Origin of the sequence: Roseivivax isoporae LMG 25204 (assembly GCF_000521865.1) — a bacterium.
Taxonomy (GTDB): Bacteria; Pseudomonadota; Alphaproteobacteria; order Rhodobacterales; family Rhodobacteraceae; genus Roseivivax; species Roseivivax isoporae.
Window position 1 is genome coordinate 1 of the sequence record NZ_JAME01000042.1, and the last position, 16010, is coordinate 16010.

General features: G+C 69.9%; 14 protein-coding genes and 1 pseudogene. 13 read left to right on the forward strand and 2 right to left on the reverse strand.

The genetic code is table 11. The annotated features are described in order from the left end of the window. Positions 1-340 (reverse strand): annotated as a pseudogene (locus RISW2_RS24680) (hypothetical protein); the annotation flags it as partial. Between the two features lie 313 nt (positions 341-653). Here RISW2_RS24680 and RISW2_RS24685 point away from each other — a divergent pair. Beyond that, the gene (locus tag RISW2_RS24685) at positions 654-800 is read left to right on the forward strand and encodes a hypothetical protein (protein WP_156943901.1); all 147 of its coding nucleotides are present in this window, start codon (positions 654-656) and stop codon (positions 798-800) included. 42 nt (positions 801-842) lie between these two features. Further along, positions 843-1844, forward strand: a complete 1002-nt coding sequence (locus tag RISW2_RS19815; RefSeq protein ID WP_051492185.1) for a response regulator — start codon at positions 843-845, stop codon at positions 1842-1844. A 112-nt stretch (positions 1845-1956) separates the two neighbouring features. On the opposite strand, the gene RISW2_RS19820 is transcribed toward RISW2_RS19815, so the two are convergent. Beyond that, positions 1957-3054, reverse strand: a complete 1098-nt coding sequence (locus RISW2_RS19820) for an HPP family protein (protein WP_043774258.1) — start codon at positions 3052-3054, stop codon at positions 1957-1959. Between the two features lie 302 nt (positions 3055-3356). Between RISW2_RS19820 and RISW2_RS19825 the strand changes: the two genes are divergently transcribed. The 11 genes from RISW2_RS19825 (at position 3357) to RISW2_RS19875 (ending at position 15910) form a co-directional block, all read left to right on the forward strand. Continuing rightward, positions 3357-4202: an arsenate reductase/protein-tyrosine-phosphatase family protein gene (locus RISW2_RS19825; RefSeq protein ID WP_043774259.1), complete on the forward strand. Its 846-nt coding sequence runs from the start codon at positions 3357-3359 to the stop codon at positions 4200-4202. After that, positions 4199-5197 carry an ArsJ-associated glyceraldehyde-3-phosphate dehydrogenase gene (locus tag RISW2_RS19830; RefSeq protein ID WP_043774260.1) on the forward strand — a complete coding sequence of 333 codons (999 nt, stop codon included), beginning with the start codon at positions 4199-4201 and terminating at the stop codon, positions 5195-5197. The genes RISW2_RS19825 and RISW2_RS19830 overlap by 4 nt, the downstream gene beginning before the upstream one ends. Then, a complete protein-coding gene (gene arsJ / locus RISW2_RS19835) occupies positions 5194-6462 on the forward strand; it encodes an organoarsenical effux MFS transporter ArsJ (protein WP_043774261.1) in 1269 nt (422 codons plus the stop codon). The genes RISW2_RS19830 and arsJ overlap by 4 nt, the downstream gene beginning before the upstream one ends. 99 nt (positions 6463-6561) lie before the next feature. Further along, complete coding sequence (locus RISW2_RS19840) at positions 6562-6879, forward strand: ArsR/SmtB family transcription factor (RefSeq protein ID WP_043774295.1); 318 nt, start codon at positions 6562-6564, stop codon at positions 6877-6879. Positions 6880-6933: 54 nt separating this feature from the next. Further along, a complete protein-coding gene (locus tag RISW2_RS19845) occupies positions 6934-7983 on the forward strand; it encodes a permease (RefSeq protein ID WP_211238726.1) in 1050 nt (349 codons plus the stop codon). Positions 7984-7987: 4 nt separating this feature from the next. Beyond that, entirely contained in the window at positions 7988-9175 is a 1188-nt protein-coding gene (locus RISW2_RS19850) for an MFS transporter (protein ID WP_051492186.1), read from the forward strand. A 102-nt stretch (positions 9176-9277) separates the two neighbouring features. Beyond that, positions 9278-10126: a substrate-binding domain-containing protein gene (locus RISW2_RS19855; RefSeq protein WP_043774263.1), complete on the forward strand. Its 849-nt coding sequence runs from the start codon at positions 9278-9280 to the stop codon at positions 10124-10126. Between the two features lie 2 nt (positions 10127-10128). Then, on the forward strand, positions 10129-11553 hold the full coding sequence (locus RISW2_RS19860) for a sensor histidine kinase (RefSeq protein WP_043774264.1): 1425 nt from the start codon (positions 10129-10131) through the stop codon (positions 11551-11553). Continuing rightward, positions 11547-12761, forward strand: a complete 1215-nt coding sequence (locus RISW2_RS19865; RefSeq protein ID WP_043774265.1) for a sigma-54-dependent transcriptional regulator — start codon at positions 11547-11549, stop codon at positions 12759-12761. Before RISW2_RS19860 ends, RISW2_RS19865 begins: the two co-directional genes overlap by 7 nt. Positions 12762-12908: 147 nt before the next feature. Beyond that, positions 12909-13433, forward strand: a complete 525-nt coding sequence (locus RISW2_RS19870; RefSeq protein ID WP_043774266.1) for an arsenate reductase (azurin) small subunit — start codon at positions 12909-12911, stop codon at positions 13431-13433. A gap of 11 nt (positions 13434-13444) precedes the next feature. Next, positions 13445-15910 (forward strand): arsenate reductase (azurin) large subunit, encoded by a 2466-nt coding sequence (locus RISW2_RS19875; RefSeq protein WP_043774267.1) that lies wholly within the window; start codon positions 13445-13447, stop codon positions 15908-15910. Positions 15911-16010 lie beyond the last annotated feature (100 nt).

Below are 16010 nucleotides of genomic sequence, written 5' to 3' on the forward strand. Positions count from 1 at the left end.
GGTGGGCGGCCTGCTCGGCGGCGGCGAAGATGACGGCCTGCTCGACGGTGTCCTGGGTGACGAGGGCCTGGTGGGCGGCCTGCTCGGCGGCGACGGCGATGACGGCCTGCTCGACGGTGTCCTCGGTGACGAGGGCGTGGTGGGCGGCCTGCTCGGCGGCGACGGCGATGACGGCCTTCTCGACGGTGTCCTCGGCGACGAGGGTGTGGTCGGCGGTCTGCTCGGCGGCGACGATGGCGGTGGCCTGACGGGCGGATTGCTCGACGGCGACAGCCCGCTCGGCGGTCTGCTGGGTGGCCTGTCGGCTCAGGACGAAGATTTCAGCTGAGGTATCGCTCACGGACGCAGCTGACCGCGTCTGCCCCGGACCCCCGCCGGGGCAGACGCCCAAGACCAGAAGCGCGACGAAGATCCAGGAACGCGGCGAATCCCCAGGCGACGTCCGACAGGAGACAGAAGACATGGAAGGTTCGAGATTCCCTGCAAGTTCCCGCAGTGCCCATCATGCGCACGCCACGTCCAGTTCCGCCGAGGCGCGCGCCACGGACAGGCAGGGAGCGTCCGGCGCGCCGCGCCAGGTGCGCCCTCTCTGGACCTCCCGCACGTTCGTCGATCCCGATCCTCTCGCCGATCGACTGTCCCAGGCGGATGGGATGTCGCCGGCGGGCGTCCGGGGCGGCCGGTCCTGGCCGGCGCAGGACAGCCGGGACCCCATGCTCGCCGGGGGCTGGTGGATCCTGCCCTTCTTTTTCCTCGGGATCTTCTTGTGGGTCAGCGTGCTGCTCCTGATCGCAGCCTGACCGCGCGAAGGTTCCCCGTTTCCGGAGCTCAGGGAGTAGACCATGAGGTTGCTTGCCGTCGACGACAGCGCCATCGTGCGCGACCTTCTCTTCCGCCTGTTCCAGAAGAGCGGCTATCCGGAGATGCGTCTCGCGGAGGATGGCGAAACGGCTCTCGCCATGATCGACGGGCCCGGTGCGCAGTTCGACTGTTTCCTGCTCGACATCGAGATGCCTGGCATGTCCGGGATCGAGCTGTGCGCGCGCATCCGCTCCCGGCCTGAGCATCGGGATACCCCGATCATCATGCTGACCGCACTCAAGGACGCGGAGACGATCGAGAACGCCTTCGCCGCCGGCGCAAACGACTACATCGTCAAGCGCTTCGACGTTAAGGAATTCACCGGACGCCTGCGGGTCGCCGAGCGTCTTCTGTCGCGGCCCGCGCCGGTCAGGATCATTCCGTCGTTCTCGCCGAAGGCGCGCGCGCGCGTGGGGCGGGATGTGGGCAGACATGCCTTCACGCCCGAGGACGAACTGATGGTGGCCGGCGTCGACAGGCTCATCCCTCCCTTTTCGCTCGGGAACTACCTGTCGCAGCTGCCGAGCGGCGCTCTGGGTGCCGCGTCGCTCGTGGCCGTGCGCATCGAGCGGGTGGACGCTGTCCATGGCGCGACGTCGGGCACGGACTTTGCCACGCTGCTGGCCGCGGTCGCCCTCGGGATCCAGGACACGCTGGACAGCCGGAAACTGCTCATGACCTACGCGGGATCAGGGGATTTCGTCTGCATATTGCGCGACGGGCAGGTGCCGCCACCTGCGGAGTTCGAGCACGAGCTTGGTCGGTATCTCGAACACTTCGCCGAGATGTCCGGACTCGAGGTGCTGAACCAGCTGCAGCTGACGGCCGGAACCCCCGTGCCGCCCTTTGCCAACCGCACGCAGCGGGTGCGCAGGTCGTTCGAGCGCGCCCGGGAACGCGCCCACGCACAGTCCCTGGCCAAGCGCGCGACGCGGCGACCGCCGCAGGCGGCGCGCTTCGAGAAGCGGGCGTCCGGGCTGTGAACCGCGGATCTCCTGCGGCCGGCCAAACGGGGGTGGCCCTGCCGCCCGCGTGACGGCGGACAAGAGAGCGTAGCGCCGCGGACGTCATGCACGCGACCCTGCGCCAGTGCCCTCATGCGGCGTCGCGCTCCTCGGCGCCGCGGAGGAGGAGGCGCAGGATGTCCGACCGCGTCAGGATGCCGTCGAGCCGGTCGCCCCGGGTGACCGGGATCACCTCGCTGCCCTCGGCGGCCAGGCGGTTGAGGAGCGCACCGACCGGCATGTCGTGCGGGACCGCCCGATCCGGGGCGCGCATGACGTCCGCGACCCTGTCCTGCCTCGTCCGGGGCGACCAGGTGGCGCGAGGGGTGCGGGCCGCAGCCGCGAGAAGGTCGGCCTGCAGCACGAGGCCGCGCAGGGTCATGCCGTCCGCGACCACGGGCAGGCTCTTGATGGCATGTGTCCGGAAGAGCCGCGCCGCCTCTGGCAGAGGGGTGTCCGGACGAACGGTGATCAGGTCCGTGGTCATCACGTCGGCGCAGGTCGTGCCGTCGAAGCGGTGGTGCACCGCCTCGGCCTCGGCCGCGGCCAGCAGCCGGCCCAGATCCGCCACGCCGAGATTGGTCGACTGGTTGAACCGGTCGAGCAGCGCGCCGAGCTGGTCGGTGGAGAGCCCCAGTCGCGGCGCGGGCTCCCGGGCGCCTGCGGTCTCGGGCTGGCGGAACGGGTAGACCCGGCCGGTCGCGCGGTTGTAGAGCACCGCGCCGAGGACCAGCACCGCCGTGGTGAGCCCGACCGGCATCAGCGCGAAGAGCGGGCCCGCGTCCAGGGCGGGCGCCGGGTCGAGAGCCGTCAGCAGGGCGACGGCGCCCCCCGGCGGGTGCAGGGCCCGGACGAGCATCATCGCCGCGATGGCCGCGCCGACCGCGACGCCGACGGACCAGGCGCCCGGGACGACCTCGATCACCGCCAGCGCGACAAGCGCCGCGATCATGTTGCCGACGATGGCCGACCAGGGCTGGGCCAGCGGCGAGTTCGGCACGCAGAAGACCAGCACGGCGGTCGCCCCGAGCGGCGCCACGAGATGGAGCGACGAGAGGCCAAAGGCGCCGCCGACGCTGACCGCGAGGGCGCACAGGGTAATCCCCAGCATGGCCCCAATACCGGCGCGCAGCTGTTCGCGGCCGTGGAAGGCGGGCAGGGCGGGGCAGAGATGGTGCCAGGCGCGCATCGGCGAGACCTCGGGCAGGATCGCGGAATAGCCCGCTTCGTGAGCGGTTCTTGCGTCATATGCCCTGATCTTGTGCAGATTGGAAACAGGCTCGCAGGTCGAAAAGACGGGCGTTCGCGCCGGGGCGGCATGTGGCGAACCCACATGCCGCCGGGACCGGTGCGGAAAGGACGCGCGGTCCCCGCCATGCCGTTCCGTCGGCGGTCCGGACACACGCGCCGATCGGGCCCGGGAATTGTGAAACTTCTGTAACGGCGTGCGCGGGCGATTGCCCGGCCCTTTATTTCTGATATCCATGAAATATGGAAGAAATGATTCCCTCGCGCCTGTCGGTCCTCGGGCATCCGCAGCGGCTCGCCGTCTTCCGGCTCCTCATGCGCCGGTACCCGGACCGCGTGCGTGCCGGGGAACTGGCGGAGGCGCTGGATCTCAAGGCGTCGACGCTGTCGGCGTACCTGTCGGCCCTGCAGCAGGTCGGACTGGTCTCGCAGGAGCGGGTCGGGACGTCGCTGCTCTACTCGATCGCCATGACGGAGGTGCGCCGCACCTTCGACCACCTGCTCCTCGACTGCTGTCGCGGTCGGCCGGAGCTCTGCCTGCCTCTTTCCCTGGTCTCCGCAACAGGACAAACGCCCATGACCGACCGAAAGTACAAGGTGCTCTTCATCTGCACCGGCAATTCCGCCCGCTCGATCTTCGCCGAATCCATCCTGCGCAAGGAGGCCGGCGACCGGTTCGAGGCCTATTCCGCCGGCACCCGGCCGCGCTCCGAGCTCAACCCGTTCGCGCTCGAGGTGCTGGAGCAGAAGGGTCACGACATCTCGGTGCTCCGCGCCAAGAACATCGCCGAGTTCCAGGGCGAGGGCGCGCCGAAGTTCGATTTCGTCTTCACGGTCTGCAACCGGGCCGCAAACGAGGAATGCCCCGCCTGGAGCGGCCAGCCGGTGAGCGCGCATTGGGGCATGCCGGACCCGGTGAAGACCGAGGGCACGGACGCCCAGAAGAGCCTCGCCTTTCACCAGGCCTACGGGGCGCTGCACAACCGGATCACCGTGTTCACCGGGCTTCCGATTGCCTCGCTCGACAGGATCTCGCTGCAGAAGGCGGTGGACGACATCGGCCGGACCGATGCCGGGGCGCCCGCATGACGGTCTACGCCCTCAACGGCCTCGGACGGATCGGCAAGCTGGCACTGAAGCCGCTGCTCGCGCGCGGCGCGTCCATCGCCTGGATCAACGACACGGTCGGCGACCCGGCGATGCACGCCCATCTCCTGGAATTCGACACGGTCCACGGGCGCTGGGACGCGGCCTTCGACCATGACGACGAGAGCGTGACCGTCGACGGCACGCGGCTGCCGTTCGTGGGCGCGCGGGACCTGTCGGCACTGCCGCTCGACGGGGTCGACGTGGTCATCGACTGCACCGGCGTCTTCAAGACCGAGGCAAAGCTCGCCCCCTACTTCGAGGCGGGAGTGAAGAAGGTGGTGGTCTCGGCGCCGGTCAAGGATGGCGGCGCCGCGAACATCGTCTACGGCGTGAACCACGACATCTACGATCCCGCGACGCACCGCATCGTCACCGCCGCGAGCTGCACGACGAACTGCCTCGCGCCGGTCGTCAAGGTCGTCCACGAGGCCATCGGCATCCGGCACGGGTCCATCACCACGATCCACGACGTCACCAACACGCAGACCATCGTCGACCGTCCCGCGAAGGACCTGCGTCGCGCGCGGTCTGCCCTGAACTCGCTGATCCCCACGACGACCGGTTCGGCCACGGCGATCACGCTGATCTATTCCGAACTCGCGGGCCGGCTGAACGGCCACGCGGTGCGCGTTCCGCTGCTGAACGCCTCGATCACCGACTGCGTCTTCGAGGTCGAGCGGGAGACGTCGGTCGAGGAGGTCAACGCGCTCTTCAAGGCCGCCGCCGACGGGCCGCTCCACGGCATCCTCGGTTACGAGGAACGCCCCCTCGTGTCGGCCGATTACACCAACGACCCGCGATCGAGCATCGTCGACGCGCCCTCGACCATGGTGGTGAACGGCACGCAGGTGAAGGTCTACGCCTGGTACGACAACGAGATGGGCTATGCGCACCGCCTCGTGGACGTGGCGCTGATGGTGGGGGCCTCGCTGTGAGCCGCCGACCCGAGGGCCTTTCCGCCTACATCGCCGTCACCGCGTCCTACTGGGCGTTCATGCTGACGGACGGCGCGCTGCGCATGCTGGTGCTCCTGCACTTCCACACGCTGGGCTTCACGCCGGTGCAGCTCGCCTATCTCTTCGTGCTCTACGAGATCGCCGGGATGGTGACGAACCTCGCCGCCGGCTGGATCGCGGCGCGCTTCGGGCTGACCTCGACGCTCTATGCGGGCCTCGGCATCCAGGTCGTGGCTTTGCTGGCCCTCGCGCAACTTGATCCGGGCTGGGCCATCGGCCTGTCCGTGGCCTTCGTCATGGTGGTGCAGGGCGCCAGCGGCGTCGCCAAGGACCTGGCCAAGATGTCCTCGAAATCCGCGGTAAAGGTGCTGGCTCCGGCCGAGAATGGCGGCCTTTTCCGCTGGGTCGCGGTGCTGACGGGGTCGAAGAACGCGGTGAAGGGGCTTGGCTTCCTTCTCGGCGCCGCGCTCCTCGCCACGGTCGGCTTCGTCTGGGCCGTCCTGGCGATGGCCGCGGTCCTCTCGGCGATCCTCGTGGCGGTGCTGGTCGCCATGCCGCCGGGCCTGCCGAAGGGCCGCAAGGGCGCGAAGTTCTCCGAGGTCTTTTCCAAGTCCGCCAACGTCAACTGGCTCTCGGCCGCCCGGGTGTTCCTTTTCGGCGCGCGCGACGTCTGGTTCGTCGTGGGCATCCCGATCTATTTCTACGGCGTCCTGTCGGACGGAACGACCGAGGGCGACCGCGCGGCTTTCTTCATGATCGGCACCTTCATGGCGCTCTGGATCATCCTCTACGGCGCGGTGCAGGCCTCGGCCCCGCGGCTCCTGCGCGCGGCCAGCACGCCGGAGCGCGACCTCGTCGCCAAGGCCCGCGGCTGGGCGTGGACGCTCGCGGCGATCCCGGCCGCGCTGACCGCGGCGGCGCTCGCCTCGGGCGAGCCGCAGCCATGGCTCACCGCCACGCTGGTGGCGGGGCTGCTCGTCTTCGGCGCGGTCTTCGCGGTGAACTCGGCGCTCCACTCCTATCTCATCCTGGCATTCACCAGGGTCGAGCGGGTCACGATGGACGTGGGCTTCTACTACATGGCGAACGCCGGCGGGCGGCTGCTCGGGACGGTCCTGTCCGGGTTCACCTACCAGGTGGGCGGTCTGCCCCTGATGCTTGGAACCGCCACGGTGCTGATCGGCCTCTCCGCGCTCGCCTCGGGGCGTCTCACGGCGACGGAACCCGAACTGACGCCCGCATGAAAGCCTCCCCGGGGGCGGTCCTGCCGGGGATTTCAGGGGCCCCGCGTTCTCGAATGACGAATCATTTACAAAACCAGTTTTCTGGTTATTTTGGATCTCATGACAACGACCAGCCCCAATGCCCGCGCCCTTGCCGCCCTCGGCCACGATGCGCGCCTGTCGATCTTCCGCCTGCTGGTCAAGGCGGGGCAGGACGGCCTGCGGGTCAGCGACATCGGCGAGCATCTGGGGCTCGCGCCCTCGACGCTCGCGCATCACCTCTCGACGCTCGTCGACGCGGGGCTCGTGCTGCAGGACAAGCAGGGGCGCGAGGTGTTCAACCGCGTCGACTTTCCCGCGATGCACGCGCTTCTCGGCTTCCTGACCTCGGAGTGCTGCGCCGGCGTGGCGGTCCACCGTGCGGAGGACGCCGCGTGAGGCGTGCATGTCCTTTCCCGCGCCTGAAACAACGGCAATTCCGGAATCTTGGTGATGACTGACACGTCCCTTGCGGTCCCCGGCCTTCGGTCCGCCCTGCGCAGTCTCTGGCAGGACCAGCGCGTCTGGCTCGCCTCGGCGCTGATGCTCGCGGTCCTCGCCGTGGCCGACAGGAACCAGGCCGCCGCAAGCGCGACCTTCGCGGCCACCGCGCTCCTGAACACGGCGCCGTTCCTTGTCCTGTCGATCGCCATCGCCGCCTGGGCCGGGGCGACCGGGGCCGACAACCTGATCGCCAAGGCCTTTACCGGCGCACCGGTCCTGATGATCGGTCTCGGCGCGCTGGCGGGGGGCCTCTCGCCCTTCTGTTCCTGCGGGGTGATCCCGCTGATCGCGGCGCTCCTCGCGATGGGCGTGCCGCTCTCGGCGGTTATGGCCTTCTGGCTCGCCTCGCCGATCATGGACCCGTCGATGTTCGTGCTGACGGCGGGCGTGCTCGACCTCGAATTCGCGGTGGCCAAGACCCTTGCCGCCATCGGGCTCGGCGTGTTCGGCGGGGCCGTGGTGCACCTGATGATGAAGCGCGGCGCCTTCGCCGACCCGCTGCGCGACGGGATCGGCAATGGCGGCTGCGGCGGTGCGAGGGTCCGCGCGCCGAAGCCCGTGGTCTGGCGGTTCTGGACCGATCCCGGACGGCGCACGAAATTCGCCAGGACGGCGCTGAGCACGACGCTGTTCCTCGCCAGGTGGCTGGTGCTCGCCTTCATCCTCGAAAGCCTCATGCTGGCGTGGATCCCCGCCGAAACGGTGACCGCGACGCTCGGGGGGGACGGGCTGCTGCCCATCGTCACGGCGACGCTCGTGGGCGTGCCCGCCTATCTCAACGGTTACGCCGCCCTGCCGCTGGTCGGCGGCCTGATCGACCAGGGCATGGCGCCGGGTGCGGGCATGGCCTTTCTCGTCGCCGGCGGCGTCACCTCGATCCCGGCGGCCATGGCGGTCTGGGCGCTGGCCCGCCCGCCCGTGTTCCTGCTCTACATCGGGCTTTCCCTGACCGGGGCCTTCGCCTCCGGGCTGCTGTTCCAGCTCTGGCAGGTCCTGTGACGCCATGACGGACGCGACATTCACTGCCGCGGAGCGGCGATGGCCGGTCATCTCGGCGCTCGGCCTCGTCATGATCTTCACCTGGGGAAGCACCTATTACCTCATGACCGTGCTCGCCGCGCCGATCGCGGCCGACACGGGATGGGGGCTCACCGCCATCACCGGGGCGCTTTCGGCGGGATTGCTCGTGGCCGGCCTCGTCTCGCCGCTCGTGGGCCAGGCGATCTCGCGGCGCGGGGGCCGTCCGGTCCTCGCGGTCGGCTGCGGGCTGACCGCCGGCGGCCTCCTGGTGATCGCCGGTGCGTCGGAACTCTGGGTCTTCTGGGCCGGCTGGCTGGTGCTCGGGCTCGGGATGGCCGCCTGCCTCTACGACCCGGCCTTCGCCGCGCTCGGGCGCCTCTACGGACAGGACGCCCGGAGCGCGATCACCGCGCTCACGCTCTGGGGCGGTTTCGCGAGCACCGTCTGCTGGCCGCTCTCGACCCTGATGCTCGAGGCCTGGGGCTGGCGCGGGGTGGCCGTGGCCTATGCCGCGATCCACGTCTTCGGCACCCTGCCGCTGATCCTGCTCGTGATCCCCGCGGTCCCCGCGCGTGCGGAGGGACACGCCTCGGGCGGCCCCGCAGCCGAGCCGCTGGAGCGTCACGAGGTGATCGTGTTCGCCCTGATGGCGGCGACGCTCATCCTCAACGGGCTCGTCGTGGTGAACATCTCGATCTGGCTCTTCACCTTCCTTCAGGCGCAGGGCTACGCGCTGTCGAGCGCCGTGGCCCTCGGCGCGCTCATCGGTCCGGCACAGGTCGGCGCGCGCGTCCTCGAGATGGCCGGACGGGGACGCCATCACCCGATCTGGACGCTCGCCTTTTCCAATCTCGCGCTGGCGATCGGGCTTCTGCTGCTGGCGGCGGATTTCGGGATCGCGGGGGCGGCGCTGGTGCTCTACGGGGGCGGCAACGGCCTCTTCTCGATCGCGCGGGGAAGCCTGCCGCTCGCCGTCTTCGGCGCGGCGCGGTACCCCGCGCTGATGGGACGCCTGGCGCGGCCGTCGCTCATCGCGCAGGCGGCCGCGCCGCTTCTCGGGGCGTGGCTCCTCGCCCGCGCGGCGCCGGAGACGGCACTCTGGACGATCTCGGTGCTGGCGCTGGGGAACGCGGGCCTGCTTGCCCTGCTGTGGCGCAACATCCGCGCGTGAGGCCCCCACCGCCGCGAGGCCGCGGGGTGCCGGCCGGCACGCGGCGCATTGCCTGAGGCCGGCTCCCGTCGCTGCCGTGCGGGGCAGGGGAGGCGATAGTCGATGAACAGGAGGCGATTCCTCGCCGGATCGGCGGCAAGCGCGGGCATCGGCCTGCCAGCCCTCGCGCGGGTGGCAGAGCCCTTCCGCCTCGGCTTGACCCCTGTGTTCCTCGACAACGACGCGGTGGTCATCGAACGGCTGAGATCGGCCCTGTCGCAGGCCCTCGGCGAACCGGTCGACCTGATCCAGCGCAGGACCTACCAGGAAATCACCGCGTCGCTCCTCGACGGGTCGGTGGATGCCGCGTGGATCTGCGGCTATCCCTTCCTGCAACACGGCGACAGCCTGTCGCTGCTCGGCGTCCCCGTCTGGCGCGGGCGACCGCTCTACCAGTCCTACCTGATCGTGCGGCACGACGACGCTGCCCTGCGGCTCGAGGACCTGCGGGGCGACGTGCACGCGTTCTCGGACCCCGACAGCAATTCCGGCTATCTCGTCACCGCCTCCGACATCGCGCGCCTCGGCGAGACGCCCGAGCGTTTCTTCTCGCGGTCGATCTTCACCTATGGCCACCGCAACGTGGTGCGGGCGGTCGCGGGCGGACTGACCCGGTCGGGGAGCGTGGACGGCTATGTCTGGGAGACGCTGGCGCGGGTGGAGCCGTCCCTGACCGAACGGACGCGGGTCGTGACGCAGTCCGAGTGGCTGGGCTTCCCGCCCTTCGCCGCCCGTGCGGACCGCGCGACGGACCCTTTGGTCCGGCAGTTCGGTGCGGCCTTGCGGGGGCTCGATGCGTCCGCGGCGGGGCGCGACGCGCTTCGGCAGCTGTTCCTCGACCGGGTGCAGCACGGCGACCCGGGCCTGTTCGACGGCATCGCCGCGCGGATGGCCGAAGTGCCGCGGCGCTGACCATGCGGCTGCGTCCGGGCACATGGCCGGTCACGGTGCGGGTCGCGGTCGCCACCGCGGTGCTCATGGTGCTGCTCGGCCTCGCGGCGTCGCAGCAGGTCCTCGCCACCCTCGGAAGGCTGCAGGACGCGCGGCTCCAGGAATATGCGCGGCTGCATGTCGAGGGCCTGGCCGTCGCCCTGGGGCCGTTCGCGCTCCATCGCGACGTCTGGGAGGTCTACGACACGCTCGACCGCGCGCGGACCAACGCGTCGGGCGAACGGATCCTGTTCACCGTCGTCGCCGATGACAGGGGCCTCGTGCTGGCCGCGACGCATCCCGAACGGGCCCCGGTGGATACGGCGATCGACGCTTTCGCGGCCGAGGCGATGCCCGTGGGCGAGGTCACCGCCGCGCACGGACGCTCGGTCGTGCGGGTGATGGCCCCGCTGTTCGTACAGGGCAGGGATGTCGGCCGGATCGTGACGGAACTCGACGTGAGCGACCTTGTCGCGCAGCGGCGCACCGCGGCGCTCGCGCTCTTGGCGGGCAATGCGCTGGCCACGCTCATCCTCGTGCTCGCGGGGTATTTCGTGATGGCGCGCATGCTGAAGCCGGTCGAACTGCTGGCACACCACATGGGTGAGGCCGGGGGGACGCCGCATCCCATCCCGGAGCGGGCGATCCCTCGCTCGGACAGCGTCCTCGCAAGGCTCCTGCGCAACTTCAACGCCATGGCCGGGGCGATCGACGCTCGGGCCGAAGCCGAACGGCGGCTTGCCGAACGGGAACGGTTCGTCAGTCTCGGGCGGCTGTCCTCGTCGCTCGCGCACGAGATCAACAACCCGCTCGGCGGGCTCCTCAATGCGACCGACACGATCCGCAGCTACGCCGACCGGCCGGAGGTGGTCCGCCAGTCCGCCGAGCTCATCGACCGCGGTCTCCGCCATCTCCGCGACGTGAGCCGGGTCATCCTGGAGGAGAACCGGATCGACCGGTCGGGGCGCGCGTTGTCGAGGGCCGACTTCGAGGACCTGCGCCTGCTCTTCGAGCCGGAAACGACCCGGCGTGGCCAGCGGCTCTACTGGCGGATCGACGGTGGCGAGGCCGCGTTCGGCGGCCATCCGTCGGCACCTGTGCGCCAGATCGCGCTGAACCTCCTCCTGAACGCGTCCTCGGCCGCGCCCGAGGGCGGCTCGGTGGCCCTCGGCGTGCGGACCGAACGTGGCTGGCTGCGGCTGGCGGTGGCGGATGACGGACCCGGCCTCTCCGGCGCGGCCCGGGCGCGCCTCATGTCCGAGGCCCCGCTGGAGCCGGGCGGGGGCGTCGGGCTGCGGCTGGTGCGTGACCTTGTGGCCATGCTCGGGGGGCGGGTGGACTGCACCCGTGCGGACTGCCGTACCGAGATCATCGTCCGCATCCCGGCAGGGGGGCAACCACCATGCTGACGGGCCGCTACCTCGTCCTGATCGAGGACGATGCCATCATGGGACATTCGCTGGTGCAGCGCCTCGAACTCGAGGGCGCGGAGGTCACGTGGGTGAAGCAGGCGGTCCGGGGCATCGCCGCCGTGCGCACCCCGCGCCGGCCGGTCGATGCGGTCATCTGCGACATCCGGCTGCCGGACGGGTCCGGGGAGGAGATCTTCGCCACGGTGTCGCGCCGGATCGCTCCGCCCCCCTTCCTCTTCATCACGGGCCAGGGCGAGATCGACCAGGCGGTCCGGCTGCTCAGGGCCGGAGGGGCCGACTACATGACGAAACCTTTCGACATGTCAGCCTTCCTCCGGCGGCTCGTGCAGATCCTGCGGCCCTATCCGGGCGCCGGCCTGCCGCCGCAGACGGGGATTTCCCCGCTGGCGCGGCAGGTCGATTCCCTCGTTGCGGACTTCGCGCGCCATGACGGGCCTGTCCTGATCCGGGGCGCGCGCGGCCTCGGCAAGGAACGCCTCGCGCGGCGCATCCACGCGCTGTCCGACCGGCGGTCCTCCGCGTTCGTCGTGGCGAACGCCTTCCGGGACTCGGTGTCGGCCGACAGGCTTCGCGCGGCGATCGGGACGGTGCGCGACGGGACGCTGTTCGTGAACGGCGTCGGGCGTCTCGACGGCGCGGCCCAGCACTGTCTGATCGACGCGCTCGGGCAGGCATCCTTCCGGCTGATCGCCGCTTGCGGCACCCGGATCGACGAGAAGGTCGCCGCGGGCGGCTTCCGCTCCGACCTTCTCTATGCCCTCCTCGCACACGAGATCGTCGTGCCGCCGCTCGCACAGCGGGGCGAGGATGCGGCGTGGCTGGCGGGGCAGATGTTCGAAGCCCTGAACGTCCGCCGCGAGGCGCCGCTGCGCGGCATCTCCGAACTCACGCTGGCAGCCATCCACGATCACGACTGGCCGGGAAACGGCCGCGAGCTGCGGTCCCGGCTGCTGCGCGCGATGGAGGTCGTGACGGGCGACTGGATCTATCCCGCCGACGTCTTCCCCGAGCTCAACGAGCACGCGCGCGAGGTCCGCCCGCTGTCCGAGGCCCGGGACCTCGCCGAGCGTCACCAGATCATCCGGGCGCTCGAGCACACGGGCGGGCAGGTGGCCGAGGCCGCGCGGCTGCTGAAGGTCTCGCGGACCACCCTCTGGGAGAAGATGCACAAGCTCGGTCTTTGAGCCCGGACACGTTCGGAAATCCGAACATCCGTAATAATTCATTGAAATCAATTTATTGCAGGGTGGCCTGTCGCCGCCCCGCGTTCCCATCCTGCCTCCGAATTGGCCTAGGCTGCCGAAAAGCGCAGCAAGGGGAGGACTCCACCCATGAAATGCAACCGCATGGTCGATGTCGGACGGCGCCAGTTCCTGCGCGGCGGGATCGTCGGCGCGGCCGGAGCCGCAGCCGCCGCCGTGGTGCCCGGAAGCCCGGCGAGAGCGCAGGGCCTCGCCCGGGTCGACTATCCCGCGAACCGGCTCGCGAACATCGCCGATCTCGTCGTCAACGAACCGATGGACATCGCCTATCCCGACGCCGACAGCCCCGGTGTCCTGCTGAAGCTCGGGCAGGCGGTCGAGGGCGGCGTCGGGCCGGACGGCGACATCGTCGCCTATTCGGTGCTCTGCCCGCACAAGGGGTGGCTGCTGTCCTACAACGCCGCCGACAAGACGCTGAACTGCCCCGGCCACTACTCGCGCTTCGACTGCGAGGCCGGCGGACAGCAGACCTGGGGACACGCGACCCAGAACCTGCCGCAGTTCGAGCTGCGCGTCGACGGCGCCGGGGACATCTTCGCCGAGGGCGTGGACGAGCTCATCTACGGCCGCCTGTCGAACGTCCTGGAAAGCTGAGGAGGGAAACGATGGCCTACAAGCGATTCACCGACCGCCTGCCGATCATCCCGGCCGACGCGGACGAGCACAACGCGGTGTGCCACTACTGCATCGTCGGCTGCGGCTACAAGGCCTACACCTGGCCGCTGAACCGCCAGGGGGGCACCGCGCCGAACCAGAACAAGTTCGGCGTCGACCTGAGCGCGCAGCAGTTCCAGGACACCGAGGCCTGGTATGCGCCGTCGATGTACAACGTCGTCAAGAAGAACGGCCAGGACGTGCATCTGGTCATCAAGCCTGACGTGAACTGCGTCGTGAACTCGGGCCTCGGCTCCATCCGCGGCGCGCGCATGGCCGAGAACCGCCGCTCGGACGTGACGGGCACCCAGCAGCAGCGGCTGACCGATCCGCTGGTGTGGCGCTACGGCACCTGGCAGCCCACCACGTGGGACGACGCGCTCGATCTCGTCGCGCGCGTGACCGCCCGGTTCGTCGAGCCGGAGGACGAGGACCAGCTCTACGTCTCGATGTTCGACCATGGCGGCAGCGCCGGCGGCTACGAGAACACCTGGGGCACCGGCAAGCTCTACTTCGGCTCGATGAAGGTGAAGAACTGCCGGATCCACAACCGGCCCGCCTACAATTCCGAGGTCCATTCCTCGCGCGATATGGGCGTGGACGAACTGAACTACGCCTACGCGGACTACACGCTGACCGACACGATCATGATCGTGGGCGCGAACCCGCTCGAGACGCAGACAAACCTCTTCCTCAACCACATGGTGCCGGGGATGCAGGGCGGGGCCCGGGCGATCATCGTCGACCCGCGCCGCACGGTGACGATCCGGGCCTGCGAAGAGGCCGCCGGCGCCGGGAACGTGCTGCACCTTCAGCCGAAATCCGGCACGGATCTCGCGCTTTTCAACGCGATCCTCACCCACATCGCCGACCAGGGCTGGGTGGACACCGACTTCATCGCCGCCTCGACGATCCAGGCCGCGGTCGAGGTGCCGCAGAGCGAGACTCACCCGGCCGCGCTCGGCAGCTTCGAGGCCGCGCTGGAGGCGATCCGCATCTCGACGGCCGAGGCGGCCGAGATCACCGGGGTGCCCGAGGCCGACATCATCAAGGCGGCCGAGTGGTACGCGCGGCCGCACGACGACGGGGCGCGGCGCAAGGCGATCATCGCCTACGAGAAGGGCATCATCTGGGGCAACGACAATTACCGCACCATCGGTGCTCTGGTGAACCTCGGCCTTGCCTGCGGCAACATCGGCCGCGAGGGCGGCGGCGTCTGCCGTCTGGGCGGGCACCAGGAGGGCTACTACCGGCCCGGCGACGGGCATGTGGGCCGTCCCGCGCCCTATTTCGACCGGTTGCTGATCGACGGCGGCGGCGCCGTACACCACGTCTGGGCCTGCGACCACTACAAGACGACGCTGAACGCGAGCCGCTTCAAGCGCGCGTACAACCAGCGCACCAACATGGTGAAGGAGGCCATGGACAACGCGATCGGTGCCACCCGCGAGGAGCTCGTCGACGCCATCGAGGGGGCGATCCGTGCGGGCGGCCTGTTCTCGGTCAACGTCGACATCATCCACACCCAGATCGGGCAGGCGGCGCACGTGATCCTGCCGGCGGTCGAGGCGGGCGAGATGAACCTGACCTCGATGAACGGCGAACGCCGCCTGCGGCTGACCGAGAAATACATGGACGGACCGGGCCAGGCGCTGCCCGACTGCCTGATCGCCGCGCGGCTCGCCCAGGCGATGGAGCGGGTGCTGACCGAGGAGGGGCGCCCCGACTACGCCGCCCGCTTCCAGGGCTACGACTGGCAGACCGAGGAGGACGCCTTCATGGACGGCTACAACTCGGGCAACCCCGAAGTGACCTACGAGCGGCTGCGCGCCGCGGGCACGAACGGGGTGCAGGAGCCTGTCCTGGGCTTCGAGAACGGCCAGCTCGTGGGAACGCCGCGCCTCTACACGGACGGCGTGTTCACCCGGCACGGCCGCGAGGACGGCAAGGCGCTGTTCTGCCACGCGACGTGGCGCGGGCTCCAGGCCGCGGGCAAGGCGCAGCAGCGGGACAGCCACCGCTTCCTGATCAACAACGGCCGGTCGAACCTCAACTGGCAGAACTGGTTCCTCGACCAGGACAACGACTTCGCCATGGACCGCTGGTCGGTGCCCTTCCTGCAGATCAACCCCGAGGACGCGGCCGAGCTCGGCGTCGGCAACGGCGACCTCGTCGAGATCCACAATGCCGACGGCGCCACCCAGGCCATGGTCTACCTCGAGCCGACCGCGCGGCGGAACGAGACCTTCATGCTGTTCGGCGCGCCCTCGGGCACGCAGGGCAACGTGATCAACGGCGGCGTGAACGAGCTGGTCCTGCCGAACTACAAGCAGACCTGGGCCGACATCCGCAAGATCGCCGACGCCACTCCCGCCGCGCGCAGGCAGAGCTTCAAGTCGTGGGAGGTCGAGCTTTGAAGTGCATGTGACGCAAGGGCCGTGGCGCCGTCAGGCGCCGCGGCGGAGGATTGATAGGGCACGGTAGACGAGCTTCACTGGTCTTTCCCGCGCCGCTCTA

Coding starts and splice junctions, on each gene's coding strand:
- RISW2_RS19840 (WP_043774295.1), top strand. CDS start 6,562: ATGACAACGACCAGCCCCAATGCCCGCGCCCTTGCCGCCCTCGGCCAC.
- RISW2_RS24685 (WP_156943901.1), top strand. CDS start 654: ATGTCGCCGGCGGGCGTCCGGGGCGGCCGGTCCTGGCCGGCGCAGGAC.
- RISW2_RS19865 (WP_043774265.1), top strand. CDS start 11,547: ATGCTGACGGGCCGCTACCTCGTCCTGATCGAGGACGATGCCATCATG.
- RISW2_RS19855 (WP_043774263.1), top strand. CDS start 9,278: ATGAACAGGAGGCGATTCCTCGCCGGATCGGCGGCAAGCGCGGGCATC.
- RISW2_RS19860 (WP_043774264.1), top strand. CDS start 10,129: ATGCGGCTGCGTCCGGGCACATGGCCGGTCACGGTGCGGGTCGCGGTC.
- RISW2_RS19820 (WP_043774258.1), bottom strand. CDS start 3,054: ATGCGCGCCTGGCACCATCTCTGCCCCGCCCTGCCCGCCTTCCACGGC.
- RISW2_RS19845 (WP_211238726.1), top strand. CDS start 6,934: ATGACTGACACGTCCCTTGCGGTCCCCGGCCTTCGGTCCGCCCTGCGC.
- RISW2_RS19870 (WP_043774266.1), top strand. CDS start 12,909: ATGAAATGCAACCGCATGGTCGATGTCGGACGGCGCCAGTTCCTGCGC.
- RISW2_RS19830 (WP_043774260.1), top strand. CDS start 4,199: ATGACGGTCTACGCCCTCAACGGCCTCGGACGGATCGGCAAGCTGGCA.
- RISW2_RS19875 (WP_043774267.1), top strand. CDS start 13,445: ATGGCCTACAAGCGATTCACCGACCGCCTGCCGATCATCCCGGCCGAC.
- RISW2_RS19850 (WP_051492186.1), top strand. CDS start 7,988: ATGACGGACGCGACATTCACTGCCGCGGAGCGGCGATGGCCGGTCATC.
- RISW2_RS19825 (WP_043774259.1), top strand. CDS start 3,357: ATGGAAGAAATGATTCCCTCGCGCCTGTCGGTCCTCGGGCATCCGCAG.
- RISW2_RS19815 (WP_051492185.1), top strand. CDS start 843: ATGAGGTTGCTTGCCGTCGACGACAGCGCCATCGTGCGCGACCTTCTC.